This window comes from Streptomyces sp. NPDC046716, from assembly GCF_040645755.1.
Classification (GTDB): Bacteria; Actinomycetota; Actinomycetes; order Streptomycetales; family Streptomycetaceae; genus Streptomyces.
The window spans coordinates 45055-61671 of record NZ_JBEYYU010000015.1 but is presented as its reverse complement, the minus strand read 5'-3'; the positions used below and the strand labels follow the sequence as shown (position 1 = coordinate 61671).

The 16617-nt window shown below is 71.8% G+C and carries 15 protein-coding genes; 10 read left to right on the top strand and 5 right to left on the bottom strand.

What is annotated here, in order from left to right:
* Nucleotides 1-22: 22 nt before the first annotated feature.
* A complete protein-coding gene (locus ABZ930_RS14140; RefSeq protein WP_361546628.1) occupies nt 23-1891 on the bottom strand; it encodes an AAA family ATPase in 1869 nt (622 codons plus the stop codon).
* Between the two features lie 424 nt (nt 1892-2315).
* Nucleotides 2316-2957, bottom strand: a complete 642-nt coding sequence (locus tag ABZ930_RS14135) for a hypothetical protein (RefSeq protein WP_361546626.1) — start codon at nt 2955-2957, stop codon at nt 2316-2318.
* 210 nt (nt 2958-3167) lie between these two features.
* Here ABZ930_RS14135 and ABZ930_RS14130 point away from each other — a divergent pair, with 210 nt between their 5' ends.
* From ABZ930_RS14130 to ABZ930_RS14120, 3 genes are all read left to right on the top strand, one after another.
* Complete coding sequence (locus ABZ930_RS14130) at nt 3168-4544, top strand: peptidase C39 family protein (protein ID WP_361546623.1); 1377 nt, start codon at nt 3168-3170, stop codon at nt 4542-4544.
* A 159-nt stretch (nt 4545-4703) separates the two neighbouring features.
* The gene (locus tag ABZ930_RS14125; protein WP_361546620.1) at nt 4704-4856 is read left to right on the top strand and encodes an SCO1431 family membrane protein; all 153 of its coding nucleotides are present in this window, start codon (nt 4704-4706) and stop codon (nt 4854-4856) included.
* Between the two features lie 95 nt (nt 4857-4951).
* A complete protein-coding gene (locus tag ABZ930_RS14120; RefSeq protein ID WP_361546617.1) occupies nt 4952-5638 on the top strand; it encodes a TetR/AcrR family transcriptional regulator in 687 nt (228 codons plus the stop codon).
* Here the strand turns inward: ABZ930_RS14120 and ABZ930_RS14115 are convergent.
* Nucleotides 5635-6876 (bottom strand): glycoside hydrolase family 18 protein, encoded by a 1242-nt coding sequence (locus tag ABZ930_RS14115; protein WP_361546614.1) that lies wholly within the window; start codon nt 6874-6876, stop codon nt 5635-5637. The two genes, ABZ930_RS14120 and ABZ930_RS14115, sit on opposite strands and share 4 nt — an antisense overlap.
* 335 nt (nt 6877-7211) lie before the next feature.
* Between ABZ930_RS14115 and ABZ930_RS14110 the strand changes: the two genes are divergently transcribed.
* From ABZ930_RS14110 to ABZ930_RS14100, 3 genes are all read left to right on the top strand, one after another.
* Nucleotides 7212-8375 (top strand): acyl-CoA dehydrogenase family protein, encoded by a 1164-nt coding sequence (locus ABZ930_RS14110; protein WP_361546611.1) that lies wholly within the window; start codon nt 7212-7214, stop codon nt 8373-8375.
* Between the two features lie 552 nt (nt 8376-8927).
* Nucleotides 8928-10064 carry a hypothetical protein gene (locus ABZ930_RS14105; RefSeq protein ID WP_361546608.1) on the top strand — a complete coding sequence of 379 codons (1137 nt, stop codon included), beginning with the start codon at nt 8928-8930 and terminating at the stop codon, nt 10062-10064.
* A gap of 28 nt (nt 10065-10092) precedes the next feature.
* Nucleotides 10093-11196, top strand: coding sequence for a phosphotransferase family protein (locus ABZ930_RS14100; protein ID WP_361546605.1), 1104 nt, complete (start codon nt 10093-10095; stop codon nt 11194-11196).
* 1 nt (nt 11197) lies between these two features.
* On the opposite strand, the gene ABZ930_RS14095 is transcribed toward ABZ930_RS14100, so the two are convergent.
* Nucleotides 11198-11647: a hypothetical protein gene (locus ABZ930_RS14095; RefSeq protein WP_361546602.1), complete on the bottom strand. Its 450-nt coding sequence runs from the start codon at nt 11645-11647 to the stop codon at nt 11198-11200.
* A 223-nt stretch (nt 11648-11870) separates the two neighbouring features.
* Between ABZ930_RS14095 and ABZ930_RS14090 the strand changes: the two genes are divergently transcribed.
* The 4 genes from ABZ930_RS14090 (at nt 11871) to fxsA (ending at nt 16017) form a co-directional block, all read left to right on the top strand.
* Nucleotides 11871-12314: an Lrp/AsnC family transcriptional regulator gene (locus tag ABZ930_RS14090; protein ID WP_361546599.1), complete on the top strand. Its 444-nt coding sequence runs from the start codon at nt 11871-11873 to the stop codon at nt 12312-12314.
* A gap of 162 nt (nt 12315-12476) precedes the next feature.
* The gene (locus ABZ930_RS14085; protein WP_361546596.1) at nt 12477-14090 is read left to right on the top strand and encodes an amidohydrolase; all 1614 of its coding nucleotides are present in this window, start codon (nt 12477-12479) and stop codon (nt 14088-14090) included.
* A 500-nt stretch (nt 14091-14590) separates the two neighbouring features.
* On the top strand, nt 14591-15364 hold the full coding sequence (locus tag ABZ930_RS14080; protein ID WP_361546593.1) for a polyprenol monophosphomannose synthase: 774 nt from the start codon (nt 14591-14593) through the stop codon (nt 15362-15364).
* A gap of 71 nt (nt 15365-15435) precedes the next feature.
* On the top strand, nt 15436-16017 hold the full coding sequence (gene fxsA / locus ABZ930_RS14075) for an FxsA family membrane protein (RefSeq protein ID WP_361546590.1): 582 nt from the start codon (nt 15436-15438) through the stop codon (nt 16015-16017).
* 94 nt (nt 16018-16111) lie between these two features.
* Here fxsA and ABZ930_RS14070 read toward each other — a convergent pair whose 3' ends face one another.
* Complete coding sequence (locus ABZ930_RS14070) at nt 16112-16486, bottom strand: RNA polymerase-binding protein RbpA (protein ID WP_003977404.1); 375 nt, start codon at nt 16484-16486, stop codon at nt 16112-16114.
* Between the last annotated feature and the right edge of the window lie 131 nt (nt 16487-16617).

Below are 16617 nucleotides of genomic sequence, written 5' to 3'. Positions count from 1 at the left end.
CGGCGCGTCCCGCACGGCATCGTCACAGACCGCCGGGCCCCCGCCCCGACAGCACCTCGCCGTACGCCTGCATGAGGTCCGGCAGCCGCAGCGTGGCCAGGTCGTCCCGGGACGGCTCCGTCAGATAGCCGGTCAGCCGCAGATCGCGGTAGGCGCAGGACTTCTCGTACAGGGTCCGCAGGAACCGTCCGTTGCCCAGTTCGTCGATCCATCCCTGGTCGACCACGTGCCCGGCGATGGAACGCAGCTCGTCCAGGGCCTCCTCGTCCCACACGTCCCCGTTCTCCCCGGCAAGCACCTCTCCGATCGAGGTCAGCTCCAGGGGGCGGTACGAGGGGAAGTCGACCCGTGTCGTGAAGCGGGAGGACAGCCCCGGGTTGGCGGCGAGCAGCCGGTCCATGCCCTCCGGGTACCCGGCGAGGATCACCACGAGGTGGTCCCGGTTGTCCTCCGCGCGCTTCAGCAGCACCTGAAGGGCCTCGTCGCCGTACGCGTCGCCCTTGCCGTACCCCGAGTTGGACAGCGCGTACGCCTCGTCGACGAAGAGCACCCCGCCCATGGCCGAGTCGATCAGCTCGTTCGCCTTCACGGCGGTCTGGCCCAGGTACTCGCCGACCAGGTCGGCCCGCTGCGCCTCCACCAGATGGTCGCCGCCGAGCAGCCCGAGCGCGTAGAACACCCGGCCGAGAATGCGGGCGACCGTCGTCTTCCCGGTGCCCGAGGGGCCGGAGAAGACGAAGTGCCGCTTGGGCGGCTGCACCGGCAGGCCCTGCCCGGCCCGCAGCCGCGCCATGTTCAGCTGCGCCGACAGCGCCTTGACCTGCCGCTTCACCGGCTCCAGGCCCACCATCGACTCCAGCTCCGCAAGAGCCTCGTCGAGCAGCGTCGGATCGGCGGGACCGGGCGGCATCGGCGCCGGAGTCACCGGCACCACCGCCTTCTCCCTGACCATGTCGGCCTCGTCACCGGCGCCGCCCGGCGGCGGCAGATCCGGCTCGGACACCTTCAGGTCGCGGCCGTCGCTGGCGAACAGCGGATCGACGGACTCTCCGCCGTCGAGCCCGTCCTGAAAGCCCGTCAGGGACATCGGGGCCAGGTCGGTGCCGTCCCCGAAGTCCGCGTACCCGTCCCCCTCGGTGATCGCCGCGAGGCGCGCCGCGGTGTCCATGAACGCGGGATCGACCCGGTGCACGGCCCGGTACAGCGGCAGCGCGGCGGCCGAACGGCCGGTGCCCTCGTGGGCGCGCGCCAGCCAGTACCGCAGCTCCTTGCGCTGCGGCTGCTCGCTGCGGCAGCGCATCAGCGCCGAGGAGAGCAGCGGTTCGGCGTGGCCGTACATGTCGAGGCGCACCCGCGCCATCCCGCCGAAGAGCCCCGCCTCGATGCCGAGCATGGGGTCGTCGACCAGCGGGTCCGTGTGCCGGACCAACTGCTCCCAGTCCTTGACCAGATAGGCCCGGCACGCGTGCAGGAACCGCACCTGCCGGTCCGCGTCGACCGGCGGCAGCGTGGCCAACGCCCGGTCCAGGTCCGGGACATGGCGGCCGTCCAGCCAGTGCGAGGCGTGCGCGAGCAGCAGGTCGCGCGGATGCTCGAGCACCGGCTGCACCCACCAGCCCAGCCAGTACCAGGAGTTGAGGGTGCGCCGGTGCCGGGTGCGCTGCTCGCCGAACCGGTCGCGGTGGCGGAACATCCGCAGCAGGGCCGTCGTCGTGTCGATGCGCAGGGCGTGCAGCCCGAGCCAGCCGTCCGCCATCCCCGGATCCATCCGCACGGCGGTCCGGAACTCCTCCTCCGCCTGCGGATACGCGCCCATCGTGTAGGCGTCGACGCCCCGCAGCCAGGCGAGGTCGGCCGGGCCCGTCGGTGGTGCCCCAGTGCCGAAGCTCATCACGTCCCCCACACGCCGTGCCCCCGATGAACCTGAACCGCCCTTGAACCAAGCTGTCATGGACGGGAGTTGTCACGATGCGGACAGCGAGCCGTCCAGAGGCCGCACCGAGAGGCATCGTACCTGCGGGCACAGGGTGGGCCGAAGGGCGCAACGGGGTCGGATCGGTGCGACAGTGGGGGATTCGGTGCAGGTGAGCGCGGTACCGCAGGGTGACTCTGGGTGAACGAAGAGCGCACCGGAGCGCCGGTGAAGGGGCATTGCGGGCAGAACGAAGCCCCCGATCACGGGGGAACAACCGGGGGCTTCGCGACTGCGGGCGGTCCCGAAAGGCCGCACATTGAGAACGTAAGTCCTGTACGGCCCCTGGGTCAAGCCGAGTTGGGGCACTCGCCGAAACTGGCGGAAGGCGCTTTCCGACCGTTCAGCGCACCGCTGGCGGACCCTTACGGTGAGTGACGGACCGGGAAGTCTGTGTGGTCCCAGCAGGGCCTTCGTGCATCTCGTATCCCTCGGGGCACTCTCTTACCAATTTCTTGGCGAACGGCCGCGACGGGTCCTGTGCGAAATGCTCCCGCTCCGCTGGAATCCAGCCGTCCCAGAATTCCCGCTGCGCCTTTCCGTCCCGTGCGCGCCCCCGCTCCCACGCCGCCTCACCCGGCAGATCCATCCACAGCAACTCCGTGAGAAACGGCCGCACCGCCCGTCGCCCGGCCCCCACGCCCTCGATGAGGACCACCTCGGCGGGCGGCAGCACCCGCGCCCCGTCGAAGCGCCGGGTGTTCCAGTCGTACGTCCCGTAGCGCGCGGCCCTGCCCCGGGAGAGCGGTTCGAGGACCTGGGTGCGCAGCCGCCCGGTCCAGTCGAAGAGGGCGTCGTGGCTCGCGAGGTCGTCGAGGTGCAGCACGGGCGCGTCGCCGAGGGCCCGCGCGAGCCGGCCGGCGAAGGTCGACTTGCCGGACCCGGCGTGCCCGTCGACGCCGACGAGCCGGACCGGGCCGCAGGAGGGCGGCAGCCGGCGCAGCCGTTCGGCGTACGGGGCGAGTGGTGCGTGCTGATGGTCCACACCCGCAAGGGTATGTCGCGCGTGGATCGGTTTCATCGGCGCCGTCGCAGGTCATGCCAGTGGTGAAGACCAATATTGGTCGCGTGGAGCACCCTCGAAACGCTGGTGGAAATCCCGTTCCGGGAGCCATAGTTGGCGCACTGTTCCACCCGGAGCACATCCCGCGCGCCCGTCCCGTCCGCCCGAACCGTCGACAGGGGGATCCTCCCGATGACCCGCCCCGACCAGCAGACCTCCTCGACCCCGTCCCGCAGAACCGTGCTGGCGGCGGCCGCGGGCGTCGCGCTCGCCGCGACCGCGGCCACCACCGCGCACGCCTCGTCCCCCGCACAGCGGAAGGCCTCCGCCCGACTCGTGGACAACCGCACCTGGACGACGTACACCGACTGGCGCTCCGGCACCGGCCACGGCACCCGCGCCCTCGCCGGCGCCCGGCCGGGCGTCACCCTCGCCACGGCCGCCGGCACGATGAGCTACACCGACCCGCACCTGAAGCGGACGGCCGACTGGGAGTACGCGACCTGGACCTCCCCCGTCCACGCGCTCGCCGTGCCCGCCACCGAGGTCATCGCCTCCTGGAACGCGCACACCCCGGCCGGCACCTGGATCCAGATCGAGCTGCGGGGCACGTACACCGACGGCACCGCGACCCCCTGGTACGTCATGGGGCGCTGGACCTCGGGCGACGACGAGAAGGTCGACATCCGCCGCACCTCGGTCGACGACCAGAGCGACGGCCGCTCCAGCATCTGGACCGACACCTTCTCCATCGACGACGCGGCGTCCGGCCTGCGCCTCGTCTCCTACAGCCTGCGGCTGACGCTGCTGCGCGCCCCCGGCAGCAAGGCCGCGCCCACCGTCTGGCGGCTCGGCGCGATGGGCTCGGACGTCCCCGACCGCTTCACCGTCCCGGCCTCCGTTCCCGGCTTCGCCGGGGAGCTGACGGTGCCGCGCTACTCGCAGGACGTGCACGCCGGCCAGTACCCCGAGTACGACGGCGGCGGCGAGGCGTGGTGCAGCCCCACCTCCTCGCAGATGATCATCGAGTCCTGGGGGCGCAAGCCGAGCACGGCGCAGCTGGAATGGGTCGACGCGTCCTACGCCGACCCGCAGGTCTGCCTCGCGGCCCGCTCCACGTACGACTACCAGTACGAGGGGTGCGGCAACTGGCCGTTCAACGCCGCGTACGCGGCCACGTACAAGGACCTCCAGGGCGTCGTCACCCGGCTCGGCTCCCTCACCGACCTGGAGACGCTGATCGCGGCCGGCATCCCGGCCATAACGTCCCAGTCGTTCCTGAAGACCGAGCTGACCGGCGCCGGCTACGGCACGTCCGGGCACCTGATGACGGTCATCGGGTTCACCGCCGACGGCGATGTGATCGCCAACGACCCGGCCTCGCCGGACGACCCCGCGGTCCGGCACGTCTACCGGCGGCGCGAGTGGGAGAACATCTGGCTGCGCACGAAGCGGTACAACGCCTCCGGCGGTGTCTCCTCCGGCACCGGTGGCGTCTGCTACCTGTACTTCCCGGCGCATCCGACCCCGAGGCAGCGCAAGGCGCTGGCGGCCGTCGGCGTCCGCTGACACCCGCCGGGGTTCCGGGGCGGGGCGCGTGAGGAAGGTCTCGGTCGCAACGGGCCCGCGTGATGGCATGGTGGAGAAGGCGCCGGAGGGGAGCCGGGCGCCTTCGGGGGGAGTTCCTGCCCCGATCAGGCCCCTGATCACGAGCCGAGCGAGACGCCCATGACCGCCAGTTCCACCACCGCCCCCACCCCGGCCGGCCGCGCCCGCACCGGCGGCCCCCAGGACTCCGGGCCCAAGATCCTCGAGCATGTCCTGGGCTGGACCCTGGTCGTGGTCGTGGCGATGTTCGTCACGCAGCTCGGCCTGATGTGACGGCCCCGCCACCCGGCGTGAGGTGATCCGCGTCACCGCCCGCCCGTGAGGTGCCATACTGCGGAATCCGCAGGAGTCGGACACCAGGGCTGGAATTGAAGAACAGTGAACAGCGGGCACGCGGCACCGACCGCTCTGTCGCGCGCCGTGCCGAACTCATCGCCATCGGGCGGAAGTTGTTCGCCGACACGTCCTACGACGCGCTGTCGATGGACGACATCGCCCAGCACGCCGGGGTCGCCAAGGGGCTGATCTACTACTACTTCACGTCCAAGCGCGGCTACTACCTCGCGATCATCGAGGACTCCGTCGGCGACCTCCTCGACCTGGCGAGCGGCGCCGGCGATCTGCCCCCGGTCGACCGCGTCCACCGCACCATCGACGGCTATCTGCGCTACGCCGAGCACCATCAGGCCGCGTACCGCACGATCATCACCGGCGGGGTCGGCTTCGACGCCGAGGTGCAGGCCATCCGGAACGGGGTGCGCGAGGAGATGATCGCGACCATCGCCCGGGGCGCCTACGGAAAGCCCGACGTGCCGGAGCTGGCGCGGATCGCGCTGCTCGGCTGGCTGTGCAGCGTCGAGGGCGTCACGCTGGACTGGATCGGCCGCCGGGAGGTCGAACGGGACACCTTGCGGGCCCTGTTGGTGCGCACCCTCGTCGAAACCCTGGGCGTGATCGCGGAGTTCGAGCCCGGGTGCCCGGCGCCGGTGACCACGGACGAAGAGGGCGGGGCCGGAATCCGGCCCCGCCCTCCGCGGTCGTTCGCGCGCGACTAGTCGATCGCCTTGATCAGCTCGCCGTTCGAGGTGTCACCGGACAGCTCCCACACGAAGGTGCCGCCCAGACCCTGCTGGTTCTTGTAGTCCATCTTCCCCGCGATGGTCTGCGGGGTGTCGTAGCTCCACCAGTCCGAGCCGCAGTGCGCGTACGCGGTGCCGCCGACCGTGCCCGTCGCGGGGCACTTGGTCTTCAGCTCCTTGTAGTCGTCGATGCCCTGCTCGTACTTGCCGGCCGCGGGGCCGGTCGCCGTGCCGCCGGGGGCATCCTGGGTGACGCCGGTCCAGCCGCGCCCGTAGAAGCCGATGCCGAGCAGCAGCTTGGAGGCCGGGACGCCCTTAGCCGTGAGCTTGTCGATGGTGGCCGAGGAGTTCCAGCTCTCCTTCGGGATCCCGTCGTACTTGGTCAGCGGCGAGTGCGGGGCCGTCGGACCCTGCGCGTCCCAGGCACCGAAGTAGTCGTACGTCATCGGGTTGTACCAGTCGACGTACTGGGCGGCGCCCGCGTAGTCGGTGGCGTCCAGCTTGCCGCCGTCCTCCGCGTCGGCCGCGATGGCCGAGGTGATCAGATAGTCGCCGCCGAACTTCGAACGCAGCGCGGCCATCAGGTTCTTGTACGCGTCCGGACCGCTGGTGTCGCAGGTCAGGCCGCAGGCGTTCGGGTACTCCCAGTCGATGTCGATGCCGTCGAAGACATCGGCCCACTTGGAGTTCTCGACGAGGTCGTAGCAGGACTGGGCGAACGCCGCCGGGTCCTTCGCCGCCTCGCCGAACCCGCCGGACCAGGTCCAGCCGCCGAACGACCAGAGGATCTTGAGGTCCGGGTGCAGCTTCTTCAGCTTGAGCAGCTGGTTGAAGTTGCCGCGCAGCGGCTGGTCCCAGGTGTCGGCGACGCCGTCCACGGACTGGTCGGCGGTGTACGCCTTGTCGGTCGCGGCGTAGGAGTCGCCCATCGTGCACTTGCCGCCCTGGACGTTGCCGAAGGCGTAGTTGATGTGTGTCAGCTTGTCGGCGGAACCGGACGTCTCGACGTTCTTGACGTGGTAGTTCCGGTCGTAGACACCCCATTCGGTGAAGTATCCGACGACCTTCGAACCGGCGGCCTTGGTACCGGAGTCGACCTCGGTCTGCGCCGTCGCGCTGCCCGCGGAGGCGAGCAGTCCGGCGCTGAGGACGACGCCGCAGGCCGCGGCGGCCAGCGCCTTGAGGCGCATGCGGGGGAGGTGCGGTCTGAGCATCTTGTCTCCTCGTGGGGGAGGGGGACAGGGGGATGTGGGGAATTCCGTGCTGGACCTGCGGACGGAACAGTAGGAGGACTAGACCAGTGCGGTCAATGGTCCGGACCAATCTCCTCAGCTTCCGCACACGTCACGGAGCCCCGCGAAAAACTTGGAGTAAGCGGTCGTTAACTAGTGACGCGGGCCTCCGGATCGGGAATACTCAACACGCCGCAGCCGCTGGTCAGCCGCTTCCGAGACCCGGAAGGGCAGCATCGGTTCGGTAGTGACCAACCGGTGGCGCCGCCTCACCCCGCGGCCCCGCCGCAGCGCCCCCCAGGGAGGAGAGCGTCGCCATGCCGGAGCCAGGAGTCGAGCGTCAACTGCCGACGGACGAAGCTCAGGACCTGATGCAACTGGTCCGTGACATCGCGGAGCGGGAGATCGCCCCGCGTGCGGCCGAGGAGGAGGACGCCGGCCGCTTCCCGCGCGAGACGTTCGCGCTGCTGTCCTCGTCGGGACTGCTCGGACTGCCCTACGACTCCGAGTTCGGCGGCGGCGACCAGCCCTACGAGGTGTACCTCCAGGCCCTGGAGGAGCTGGCGGCCGCGCGCCTGACGGTCGGGCTCGGCGTCAGCGTCCACTCGCTCGCCTGTCACGCGCTGGCCAACTTCGGCACCAAGCAGCAGCGCTCCGAGCACCTGCCCGACATGCTCGGCGGCGGGCTGCTCGGCGCGTACTGCCTCTCCGAGCCCTCGTCCGGCTCCGACGCCGCCTCCCTGCGGACGAAGGCGGTGCGCGACGGCGACGACTGGGTGCTGACCGGCACGAAGGCCTGGATCACCCACGGCGGCGTCGCCGACTTCTACACGGTGCTGGCCCGCACGGGCGGCGAGGGGGCCCGCGGCATCACGGCGTTCCTGGTCCCCGGGGACGCGCCCGGACTGAGCGCCGCCGTGCCCGAGAAGAAGATGGGGATGAAGGGCTCGCCCACCGCGCAGGTCCACTTCGACGGCGTCCGGATCGGCGACGCGCGGCGCATCGGGGACGAGGGGCAGGGCTTCCAGATCGCCCTGTCCGCCCTCGACTCCGGCCGGCTCGGCATCGCGGCCTGCGCGATCGGCGTGGCGCAGGCGGCGCTGAGCGAGGCGGTGTCGTACGCGAAGGACCGGTCCCAGTTCGGCCACCCCATCGCCGACTTCCAGGGCCTGCGCTTCATGCTCGCCGACATGGCGACGCAGATAGAGGCGGGCCGCGCCCTGTACCTGTCGGCGGCCCGGCTGCGGGACGCGGGCCGGCCGTTCTCCAAGCAGGCGGCCATGGCGAAGCTGCTGTGCACCGACGCGGCGATGAAGGTCACCACGGACGCCGTGCAGGTCCTCGGCGGGTACGGCTACACCGCGGACTTCCCGGTCGAGCGCCTGATGCGCGAGGCCAAGGTGCTGCAGATCGTCGAGGGCACCAATCAGATCCAGCGCATGGTCATCGCCCGTCACCTCGCGGGACCTGAATCCCGCTGAACTGCCCGGTGCGCACGGTCGGCGCGACGAGCCGCACCCACTCGGGGTCGTGCCGGCCCGGCAGCGTCCTGCCGCGGTCGGCCCAGCTCGCGATCAGCGCCCGGTAGATGGGCGGGTCCGGGTGCGAGGGGTTCGCCGGAGGGGGCGCGGCGACCCGCTGATGGGCGTGCGGCGGCGCGGGGCGCGGGGGCTGCGGGGTCGCGTGTGACAGCTGCGCCGGGTGCGACGAAGGTGCCGCGTGTGTCTGGGGCGCCTGCTGTTGCTGATGATGAACCGATTCTGCGGCAACAGGGACGAGGATGCGCCTGCGTCGTCCGGTGGGCGCAGAGGCCGGGATCTCCGTCGGGGTCATGCCAGGTCAACGTTCGGGCGACGGGCCAGGTCACGTGTTGACGGTATCGAGCGTCCGTTCGCGGCATAACCGTGCGCCGGGCACCGCCACGGTCGAACGTCTTCTCAGTGCGGCGGAGCTGACGTACCGTCAACTCCGCCGCCGGGCAGGCCGTACCCCTCCGGGCGACGTCAACCGGTCCGCACGCAGGGAGGATGCCCGTGGCCGACGACGAACGTCCCGTGCCGCTCGACGAGTACCCCGTCCACCAGGTGCCCCTGTCGATGAAGCACGTGGCGACCGGGGACCGCAACGCCTACGACCGCTGCATCTTCCACCTCGTCGACCCCGAGGGGCACTTCCTGCTCATCCTCGGCCTCGGCGTCTACCCCAACCTCGGAATCATCGACGCCTACGCCACCCTCCGCGCCGGTGACACCCTGCACGCCGTCCGCGCCTCGGACGCGCTGGACGAGGAGGACCGGATGCGGATGGCGGTCGGCCCGCTGCGCATCCAGGTCGAGCGCCCCCTCAAGGATTTCGTCCTCACCTGCGTCGCCGACCCCGACGACCCGGCCGGACTCTCGTACGAGCTGAACTGGCAGGCCGCCTTCCCGGCCCTGTGGGAGCCGCACCACCTCCAGCGCAGGGGCGGACGGCTCACCCTGGAGGGCAAGCGGTTCGTGCAGGCGGGCCGGGTCGACGGACGGCTGCGCATCGGCGGCCGGGAGATCGACGTACGCGACTGGACCGGCACCCGCGACCGCAGCTGGGGAGTGCGCCCGGTGCCCGGCGAGGAGGGCGGGCGGCTCGCCCAGGACCATCCCACCGAGGGCTTCCACTGGATCTGGGCGCCGGTCCGCTTCGACGACCGCTTCCTCATGGTCGTCACCCAGGAGGACGCCGACGGGTACCGCACCCTCACGGACGCCACCCTCGTCCGCGAGGGGCACCGCGACCGCCAACTCGGCTGGCCCCGGACGGACATCGCCTACCGTCCCGGTACCCGCCACCCCGAGAGCGCGGTCGTCCACCTCACCGATCCGCTCACCGGCAAGCCCCTCGAACTCGGCGTGGAGATCCTCACCTCCTCGCCGCTCGCGCTCGGCGCCGGCTATCCGCCCGCCGACGACTGGCAGCACGGAACCTGGCAGGGCCGCGGCTGGACCGACCGGCGCGGCTACGACCTCTCCGACCCGTCCGCGCACCCGCTGGCCGGCTACGGGGTGACCGACCACGCGGCCCGCTTCACCCTCGACGGGCAGGTCGGCCACGGCATCTTCGAGCACGGCAGCTTCGGCCGGCACGACCCGAGCGGCTTCACCGGCTTCGACTCCGTGGCCCCGCGTCGCTCGTAACCCACCTTCAGGCAGAGGGAGTTCGACGATGGCGACAGCGCCGCGCCCGCGCACCTCCACCCGCGAACCCGAAGAGCTCGCCCGCCGCCTCACCGCGTGGCTCGATCGCAGGCTGCCGGGGGCCGAGGCGGTGAACGTCTCCGTCCCCGGGTCCAACGGCATGTCCAGCGAGACGCTCCTGTTCGACATCGAGCACCCCGAACCCCCGGTGCGAGCCTGCGCGTTGCGGCTCGCGGCCGATCCGTCCGCGTACACGATCTTCCCGGTGTACGACATGCCGCGCCAGTACCGCACGATGCGGCTCGCCGCCGAGCGCGCCGGGATCCCGGTGCCGCGCGTGCTGTGGCTGGAGGAGGACCCGGGACCGCTCGGCGCGCCCTTCTTCGTCATGGAGCGGGTCGCGGGGCGGGTGCCGCCCGACGTGATGCCCTACACCTACGAGGGCAACTGGCTGCACGCGGCGACGGACGCCGAGCGCACCCGTCTCGAAGAGGCGAGCCTCGACGTCATCGCCCGGCTGCACGACGGCGTACCGGCGGCCGAGGCGGAGTTCCTGGCGCTGCCCGGCGAGGGCAGCCCGCTGCGTCGGCACGTCACCGCCCAACGGGCCTACTACGCCTGGGTGGTGGCCGGACTCGCCCCGTCACCGTTGATCGAGCGCGCCTTCGACCGACTGGAAGAGCTGTGGCCGCACGAGGAGGGCGCCGCGGTCCTCAACTGGGGCGACGCCCGGATCGGCAACATCATCTACGACGGCTTCGCGCCGGCCGCCGTGCTCGACTGGGAGATGGCGGCGCTGGCCCCGCGCGAGGTCGACCTCGGCTGGACCGTCTATCTCCACCGCTTCTTCCAGGACCTCACCGTGAGTTTCGGCCAGCCGGGACTGCCCGCGTTCCTGCGCCGCGACCGGATCGAGGAGGGCTATGCGCGCCGCACCGGCCACACCCCGCGCGACATGGACTTCTACACGCTCTACGCCGCCCTGCGGCACGCGGTGGTGATGCTCAGGGTCGCCTACCGGCAGGCCCACTTCGGCGAGGTCGCCGTGCCCGCGGATCCGGACACACTGATCCTGCACCACGACAGTCTGCGCGCCATGGTGCAGGGCAGTTACTGGAGTGAGCGGGGATAGGTCAGGCGGCGCTGCTGCGCTGCCGGGGCACCCGGATCGGGCGCGAGCCGGGCCCGCCGACGTGCGAGAACGGCTGGGTGCGCCAGTCGAGTCCCTGAGGGAGCGTCAACAGCAGTGCGGTGTCCTGTTCCTGAGCGCCCGTCACGTCGTCGGCGGGGCGCGCCGCGGCGGCCGCGCGGCCGGTGCCCGCGCACACGGAGAGGCCGAACGGGTTCCAGGGCGAGGTCACATGGGCGTGCTCGGGCAGTTCTTCCTCGTCCGCGAGGAGGGCGATGGGCTGGGCACAGTCCGGGCAGATCACCCGGTACATCTCGAACGTGTCGTACGCGTCGAGCTCGTCGCCGACGCCTTCGTCGAAGCCGGGTTCGACACCCTCCGGCTGGGGCTCGACGACCGCCTGCTTGCGGTTGCCGCGCACGGCAGGGCGTCCGGGACGCTTCACACTCTGCATGGGATTCTCCCCCTCGGGTGGGCCGGCCGCGGATGTCCATGAGTCGCGGCCTCGGCCACAGCAAGCACTTCCCGTCCCGTGCGCGAGGTAACCGCGCGATGCCCCAGGACACGGTCCGAACGGTGTGGTCTTCGTCACATGCCGATTGCAGGTGCCCGGGACGCGGTAGACGAGAGGGCCTTCGCGGTACCGGGGGGATCAAGGGACGGGTAGGTTCATCGCCATGGAGGAGCTCGACCGACAGATTGTGCAGCTGCTCGTCAAGGACGGGCGGATGAGCTACACCGACCTGGGCAAGGCCACGGGCCTGTCCACGTCCGCGGTGCACCAGCGGGTGCGCCGCCTCGAACAGCGCGGAGTGATCCGCGGCTACGCGGCGGTCGTCGACCCCGAGGCGGTCGGCCTGCCGATGACGGCCTTCATCTCGGTGAAACCCTTCGACCCGAGCGCCCCCGACGACATCGCCGAACGCCTCGCGGGCGTACCGGAGATCGAGGCGTGCCACAGCGTGGCCGGCGACGAGAACTACATCCTGAAGGTTCGGGTGGAGACCCCGCACGAGCTGGAGAACCTCCTCGCCCGGGTCCGCTCGCTGGCCGGCGTCTCGACCCGCACGACGGTGGTCCTCTCCACCCCGTACGAGGCCCGCCCTCCGCGTATCCAGTAGAAGGTCGCCCCCGCCGCCTTGGGCAATCTGCCGCCATGGGCGGCAGGGTGGGCAAGGCGGCCCCCGGCGCGGGGCAAGCGTTCTTCGCGCCCGCACCCCAGCACGGCCTCGGAACAGCACCCCGCGACCGCAGCCCCCCGCACGACACGCGAAACTGTCCCCATGAGCACGCCCCCCAGCACCCGCACCGTCCTCCTGCGCCGCGGCGAGGTCCACAGCCCCGCCGACCCCTTCGCGACCGCCATGGTCGTGGAGGCGGGCCATGTCGCCTGGGTCGGTTCGGAAGGCGCGGCGGACGCGTTCGCGGACGGCGTGGACGAGATCGTCGACCTCGACGGCGCCCTGGTCACCCCGGCGTTCACCGACGCCCATGTGCACACCACGTCGACCGGCCTGGCCCTCACCGGGCTCGACCTCACCGCCGCCCGCTCCCGCGCCGAAGCCCTCGCCCTCGTCCGGGACCACGCCGCGGCCCGCCCCACCGACCGGGTCCTGCTCGGCCACGGCTGGGACGCCGCCCGCTGGCCGGACCGCCTCCCGCCCACCCGCGCCGAACTCGACGAGGCCACCGGCGGCCGCCCCGTCTACCTCACCCGCATCGACGTGCACTCGGCCGTCGTGAGCACGGCCCTGCTCGACCTCGTCCCGGGCGTCACGGACCGCGCCGGGTACGACCCCGAGGGCCCCCTCACCCGCGACGCCCACCACGCCGTGCGCGCCGCGGCCCTCGGCGCGGTCGGCCCGCAGCAGCGCACCGAGGCCCAGCGCGCCGCGCTCCGGCACGCCGCCTCGCTCGGCATCGGATCGGTGCACGAGTGCGGCGGCCCCGACATCTCCTCCGAGGACGACTTCACGGGCCTGCTCGACGTCGCCCGCTCCGAGCCGGGCCCCCGCGTGGCCGGCTACTGGGCGGACCGCGACATCGAGCGGGCCCGGAGCCTGGGCGCGCTCGGCGCCGCCGGCGACCTCTTCGTGGACGGCTCACTCGGTTCGCACACGGCCTGCCTGCACGAGCCGTACGCGGACACGCCCCACACCGGTACCGCCTATCTCACGGCGGACGACGTCGCCGCCCATGTGGCCGCCTGCACGGAGGCGGGCCTCCAGGCCGGTTTCCACGCCATCGGCGACGCCGCCTGCACCGCCGTGGTCGACGGGATGCGCGCGGCCGCGGAGAAGGTCGGCCTCGCGCGCGTGCGTGCCGCGCGGCACCGGGTCGAGCACGCCGAGATGCTCACCCCCGAGACCGTCGCCGCCTTCGCGGAGTTCGGCCTCACCGCGTCCGTACAGCCCGCCTTCGACGCCCTGTGGGGCGGCGACGACGGCATGTACGCCGACCGCCTCGGCGCCGAGCGGGCCCGCACCCTCAACCCGTACGCGGCCCTGCTGAAGGCCGGCGTCCCGCTCGCCTTCGGCTCGGACAGCCCGGTCACCCCGCTGGACCCGTGGGGCACGATCCGCGCCGCGGCCTTCCACCGCACCCCCGAGCACCGCGTCTCCGTGCGGGCCGCGTTCACCGCCCACACGCGCGGCGGCTGGCGCGCCGTCGGCCGCGACGACGCCGGCGTCCTCGTCCCGGGCGCCCCCGCCGACTACGCCGTCTGGCGCACCGACGAACTGATCGTGCAGGCCCCGGACGACCGCGTGTCCCGCTGGTCGACCGACCCGCGCTCGGGCACCCCGGGGCTGCCGGACCTGACCCCGGGCGCCGCGCTCCCGGTCTGTCTGCGGACCGTCGTGTTCGGACAGACGGTCTTCGTACGGCCGGACGAGTGATGTACCGGGGCGGCGTGCATCCGATCGCGGGTCCGCACCGTCCCGTACGACCTGCGTGTCCTCCGCCCTGACCAGGCGTCTTTCCGAAGAGCCCCAGGTCAAACGGCTGTTGACAGAACGCGGCGGGGGGCGGGTAGGTTCGGCCGGGTCCACCACCTTCCAGGCACGACCGGGGAAGTCCACGCAGTCGTCGAACGCAGCTGGGTCAGGGGGTGGTGCGCCGCACCGGCGCACCACCACTGGGAGCCAGGCCCAGCGCCCGCGCCACGGGGCGCTGGAACGTTCCGGCCGGTCGAGCCAGGTGCGACCCGGGTGGGGCCCGGGCGTTCAGTAGACAACGGCTTTAGGTCGACCCGCAGCCAGCGGGCCCCAGGTCGGCCCGAAGGACGCCCGGCCCCGATCCGCAGTTCCCGTTCACCCGCCTCAGGGCGTCTGGTCGGAGTGATCATTCCTGCTCGCTATGGTGGTCCCCTTGTGCACGGATGTTTTAAGGGGAAGCTGTGAGCGACGGCGGTGGGCGTAAGTTCGGCCCTCTGGGTACGGCCTTGGTGATCATTCCGACCTTCAACGAGGCGGAGAACATCACGTCCATCGTGGGCCGCGTCCGGGCAGCGGTGCCCGCGGCGCACGTCCTGGTCGCCGACGACAACAGTCCGGACGGCACCGGCAAGCTGGCCGACGAGCTGGCCGCCGACGACGACCAGGTGCACGTCCTGCACCGCACCGGCAAGGAGGGCCTGGGCGCCGCCTATCTGGCCGGGTTCGCCTGGGGCATCGAGCACGACTACGGCGTGCTGATCGAGATGGACGCCGACGGCTCGCACCAGCCGGAGGAACTGCCCCGGCTGCTCACCGCGCTCAAGGGCGCCGACCTCGTGCTCGGCTCGCGCTGGATGCCGGGCGGCCGGGTCGTCAACTGGCCCAAGTCCCGTGAGTTCCTCTCCCGCGGCGGCTCCACGTACTCCCGCCTCCTGCTCGACGTCCCGATCCGCGATGTCACCGGCGGCTTCCGCGCCTTCCGCCGCGAGACCCTCGAAGGCCTCGGCCTCGACGAGGTCGCCTCGCAGGGCTACTGCTTCCAGGTCGACCTCGCCCGCCGGGCCGTCAAGGCCGGCTACCACGTCGTCGAGGTGCCGATCACCTTCGTCGAGCGCGAGCTGGGCGACTCCAAGATGAGCAAGGACATCGTCGTGGAGGCCCTGTGGCGGGTCACCACGTGGGGCGTGGGGGAGCGGGTGGGCAAGGTGTTCGGTCGCGGGCCCGACGCCCGCTGAGCCCCTTGTGACGGGCGCTTCCTGATCCTCCGCTTACGCCACTTGGACGCGGCACCGGGCACACTTGAGCCATGACCACTGGTACTCCGCCCCGCAAGCCCACGGGGGCCCGGCGCTCCCGGGCCCGTACGCTCCTGCCGATCGGCGTCGCCGCGTGGGTGGTCCTGGAGATCTGGCTGGGGACCGTGGTGGCGGGGGCGATCGGCGGATTCCCGTACTTCCTGGTGATGGTCGCCGGCTTCGTGCTCGGCGCCGTCGTGATCAAGGCGGCGGGCCGCCGTGCCTTCCAGAGCCTGAACGAGACGCTCCGGCGCCAGCAGCAGGGCGTCGTTGAGGCGGGGGAGCAGCGCAGGCCGGGCAATGGGCTGCTGCTGCTCGCCGGCCTCCTGCTGATGATCCCCGGACTGATCACGGACGCCTTCGGCCTCCTGCTGCTCCTCCCGCCGCTGCGCACGGCCCTGAGCCGCTACACGGAGCGCTCGCTGGAGAAGAGGATGAGCGCGGCGGCGCCCGGTTCGCTGGGGAACGCGTTCCAGCAGGCGCGCATGCGTCAGCCCGGCTCCACGGTCATCCAGGGCGAGGTCGTCCGCGAGGACGAGTACCCGGGCCCGAGCCGGGACGACGCCGATCCGCGCCCGCCGCTCACGCCCTGAGACGGCGCGGGCGCACACGACAAGGCCGGAGGCCGGACACACGAGGTGTGTCCGGCCTCCGGCCGTGCGTTGTCCTTGCCAAGCCCCGCAGGGGTTACGCGGACTTGCGGCTGTCCCTCGGGTGGACCGCGATGTTCATCGCGCCCGAGCGCAGCACCGCCAGGCGCTCCTCGAGGACCTCTTCGAGCTCCTCACGGGTGCGCCGCTCCATCAGCATGTCCCAATGCGTACGGGCGGGCTTCGCCTTCTTCTCCTCAGGGCCGTCACCGTCCACGAGAAGTGCCTGGGCCCCGCAGACCTTGCACTCCCACTCCGGCGGAATCTCGGCCTCCACCGAGAAGGGCATCTCAAAACGATGTCCCTTCTCGCATGCGTACTCCACGGCCTGGCGCGGAGCCAAGTCGATGCCGCGGTCCGTCTCGTAGCTGGTCACTACGAGGCGCGTGCCGCGAAGAGCTCGCTCACTCATGAATCGTGCCTCCCGGGCTTGTCGCCCACAGGACAGGTGTCGCTGTCGTCGTCATCCGGTCAACGTCCGGTCGGCGGTAAAGATTCCCGGTCCCCGGGTCATGCGTCGCCGTCGTAGCCGCAGCCTGATCA

What these genes read in the sequence shown, in the direction of transcription:
- ABZ930_RS14140 (WP_361546628.1), bottom strand. Translation starts at nt 1,891, where the DNA reads ATGAGCTTCGGCACTGGGGCACCACCGACGGGCCCGGCCGACCTCGCC.
- ABZ930_RS14130 (WP_361546623.1), top strand. Translation starts at nt 3,168, where the DNA reads ATGACCCGCCCCGACCAGCAGACCTCCTCGACCCCGTCCCGCAGAACC.
- ABZ930_RS14125 (WP_361546620.1), top strand. Translation starts at nt 4,704, where the DNA reads ATGACCGCCAGTTCCACCACCGCCCCCACCCCGGCCGGCCGCGCCCGC.
- ABZ930_RS14115 (WP_361546614.1), bottom strand. Translation starts at nt 6,876, where the DNA reads ATGCTCAGACCGCACCTCCCCCGCATGCGCCTCAAGGCGCTGGCCGCC.
- ABZ930_RS14110 (WP_361546611.1), top strand. Translation starts at nt 7,212, where the DNA reads ATGCCGGAGCCAGGAGTCGAGCGTCAACTGCCGACGGACGAAGCTCAG.
- ABZ930_RS14100 (WP_361546605.1), top strand. Translation starts at nt 10,093, where the DNA reads ATGGCGACAGCGCCGCGCCCGCGCACCTCCACCCGCGAACCCGAAGAG.
- ABZ930_RS14095 (WP_361546602.1), bottom strand. Translation starts at nt 11,647, where the DNA reads ATGCAGAGTGTGAAGCGTCCCGGACGCCCTGCCGTGCGCGGCAACCGC.
- ABZ930_RS14090 (WP_361546599.1), top strand. Translation starts at nt 11,871, where the DNA reads ATGGAGGAGCTCGACCGACAGATTGTGCAGCTGCTCGTCAAGGACGGG.
- ABZ930_RS14085 (WP_361546596.1), top strand. Translation starts at nt 12,477, where the DNA reads ATGAGCACGCCCCCCAGCACCCGCACCGTCCTCCTGCGCCGCGGCGAG.
- fxsA (WP_361546590.1), top strand. Translation starts at nt 15,436, where the DNA reads ATGACCACTGGTACTCCGCCCCGCAAGCCCACGGGGGCCCGGCGCTCC.
- ABZ930_RS14070 (WP_003977404.1), bottom strand. Translation starts at nt 16,486, where the DNA reads ATGAGTGAGCGAGCTCTTCGCGGCACGCGCCTCGTAGTGACCAGCTAC.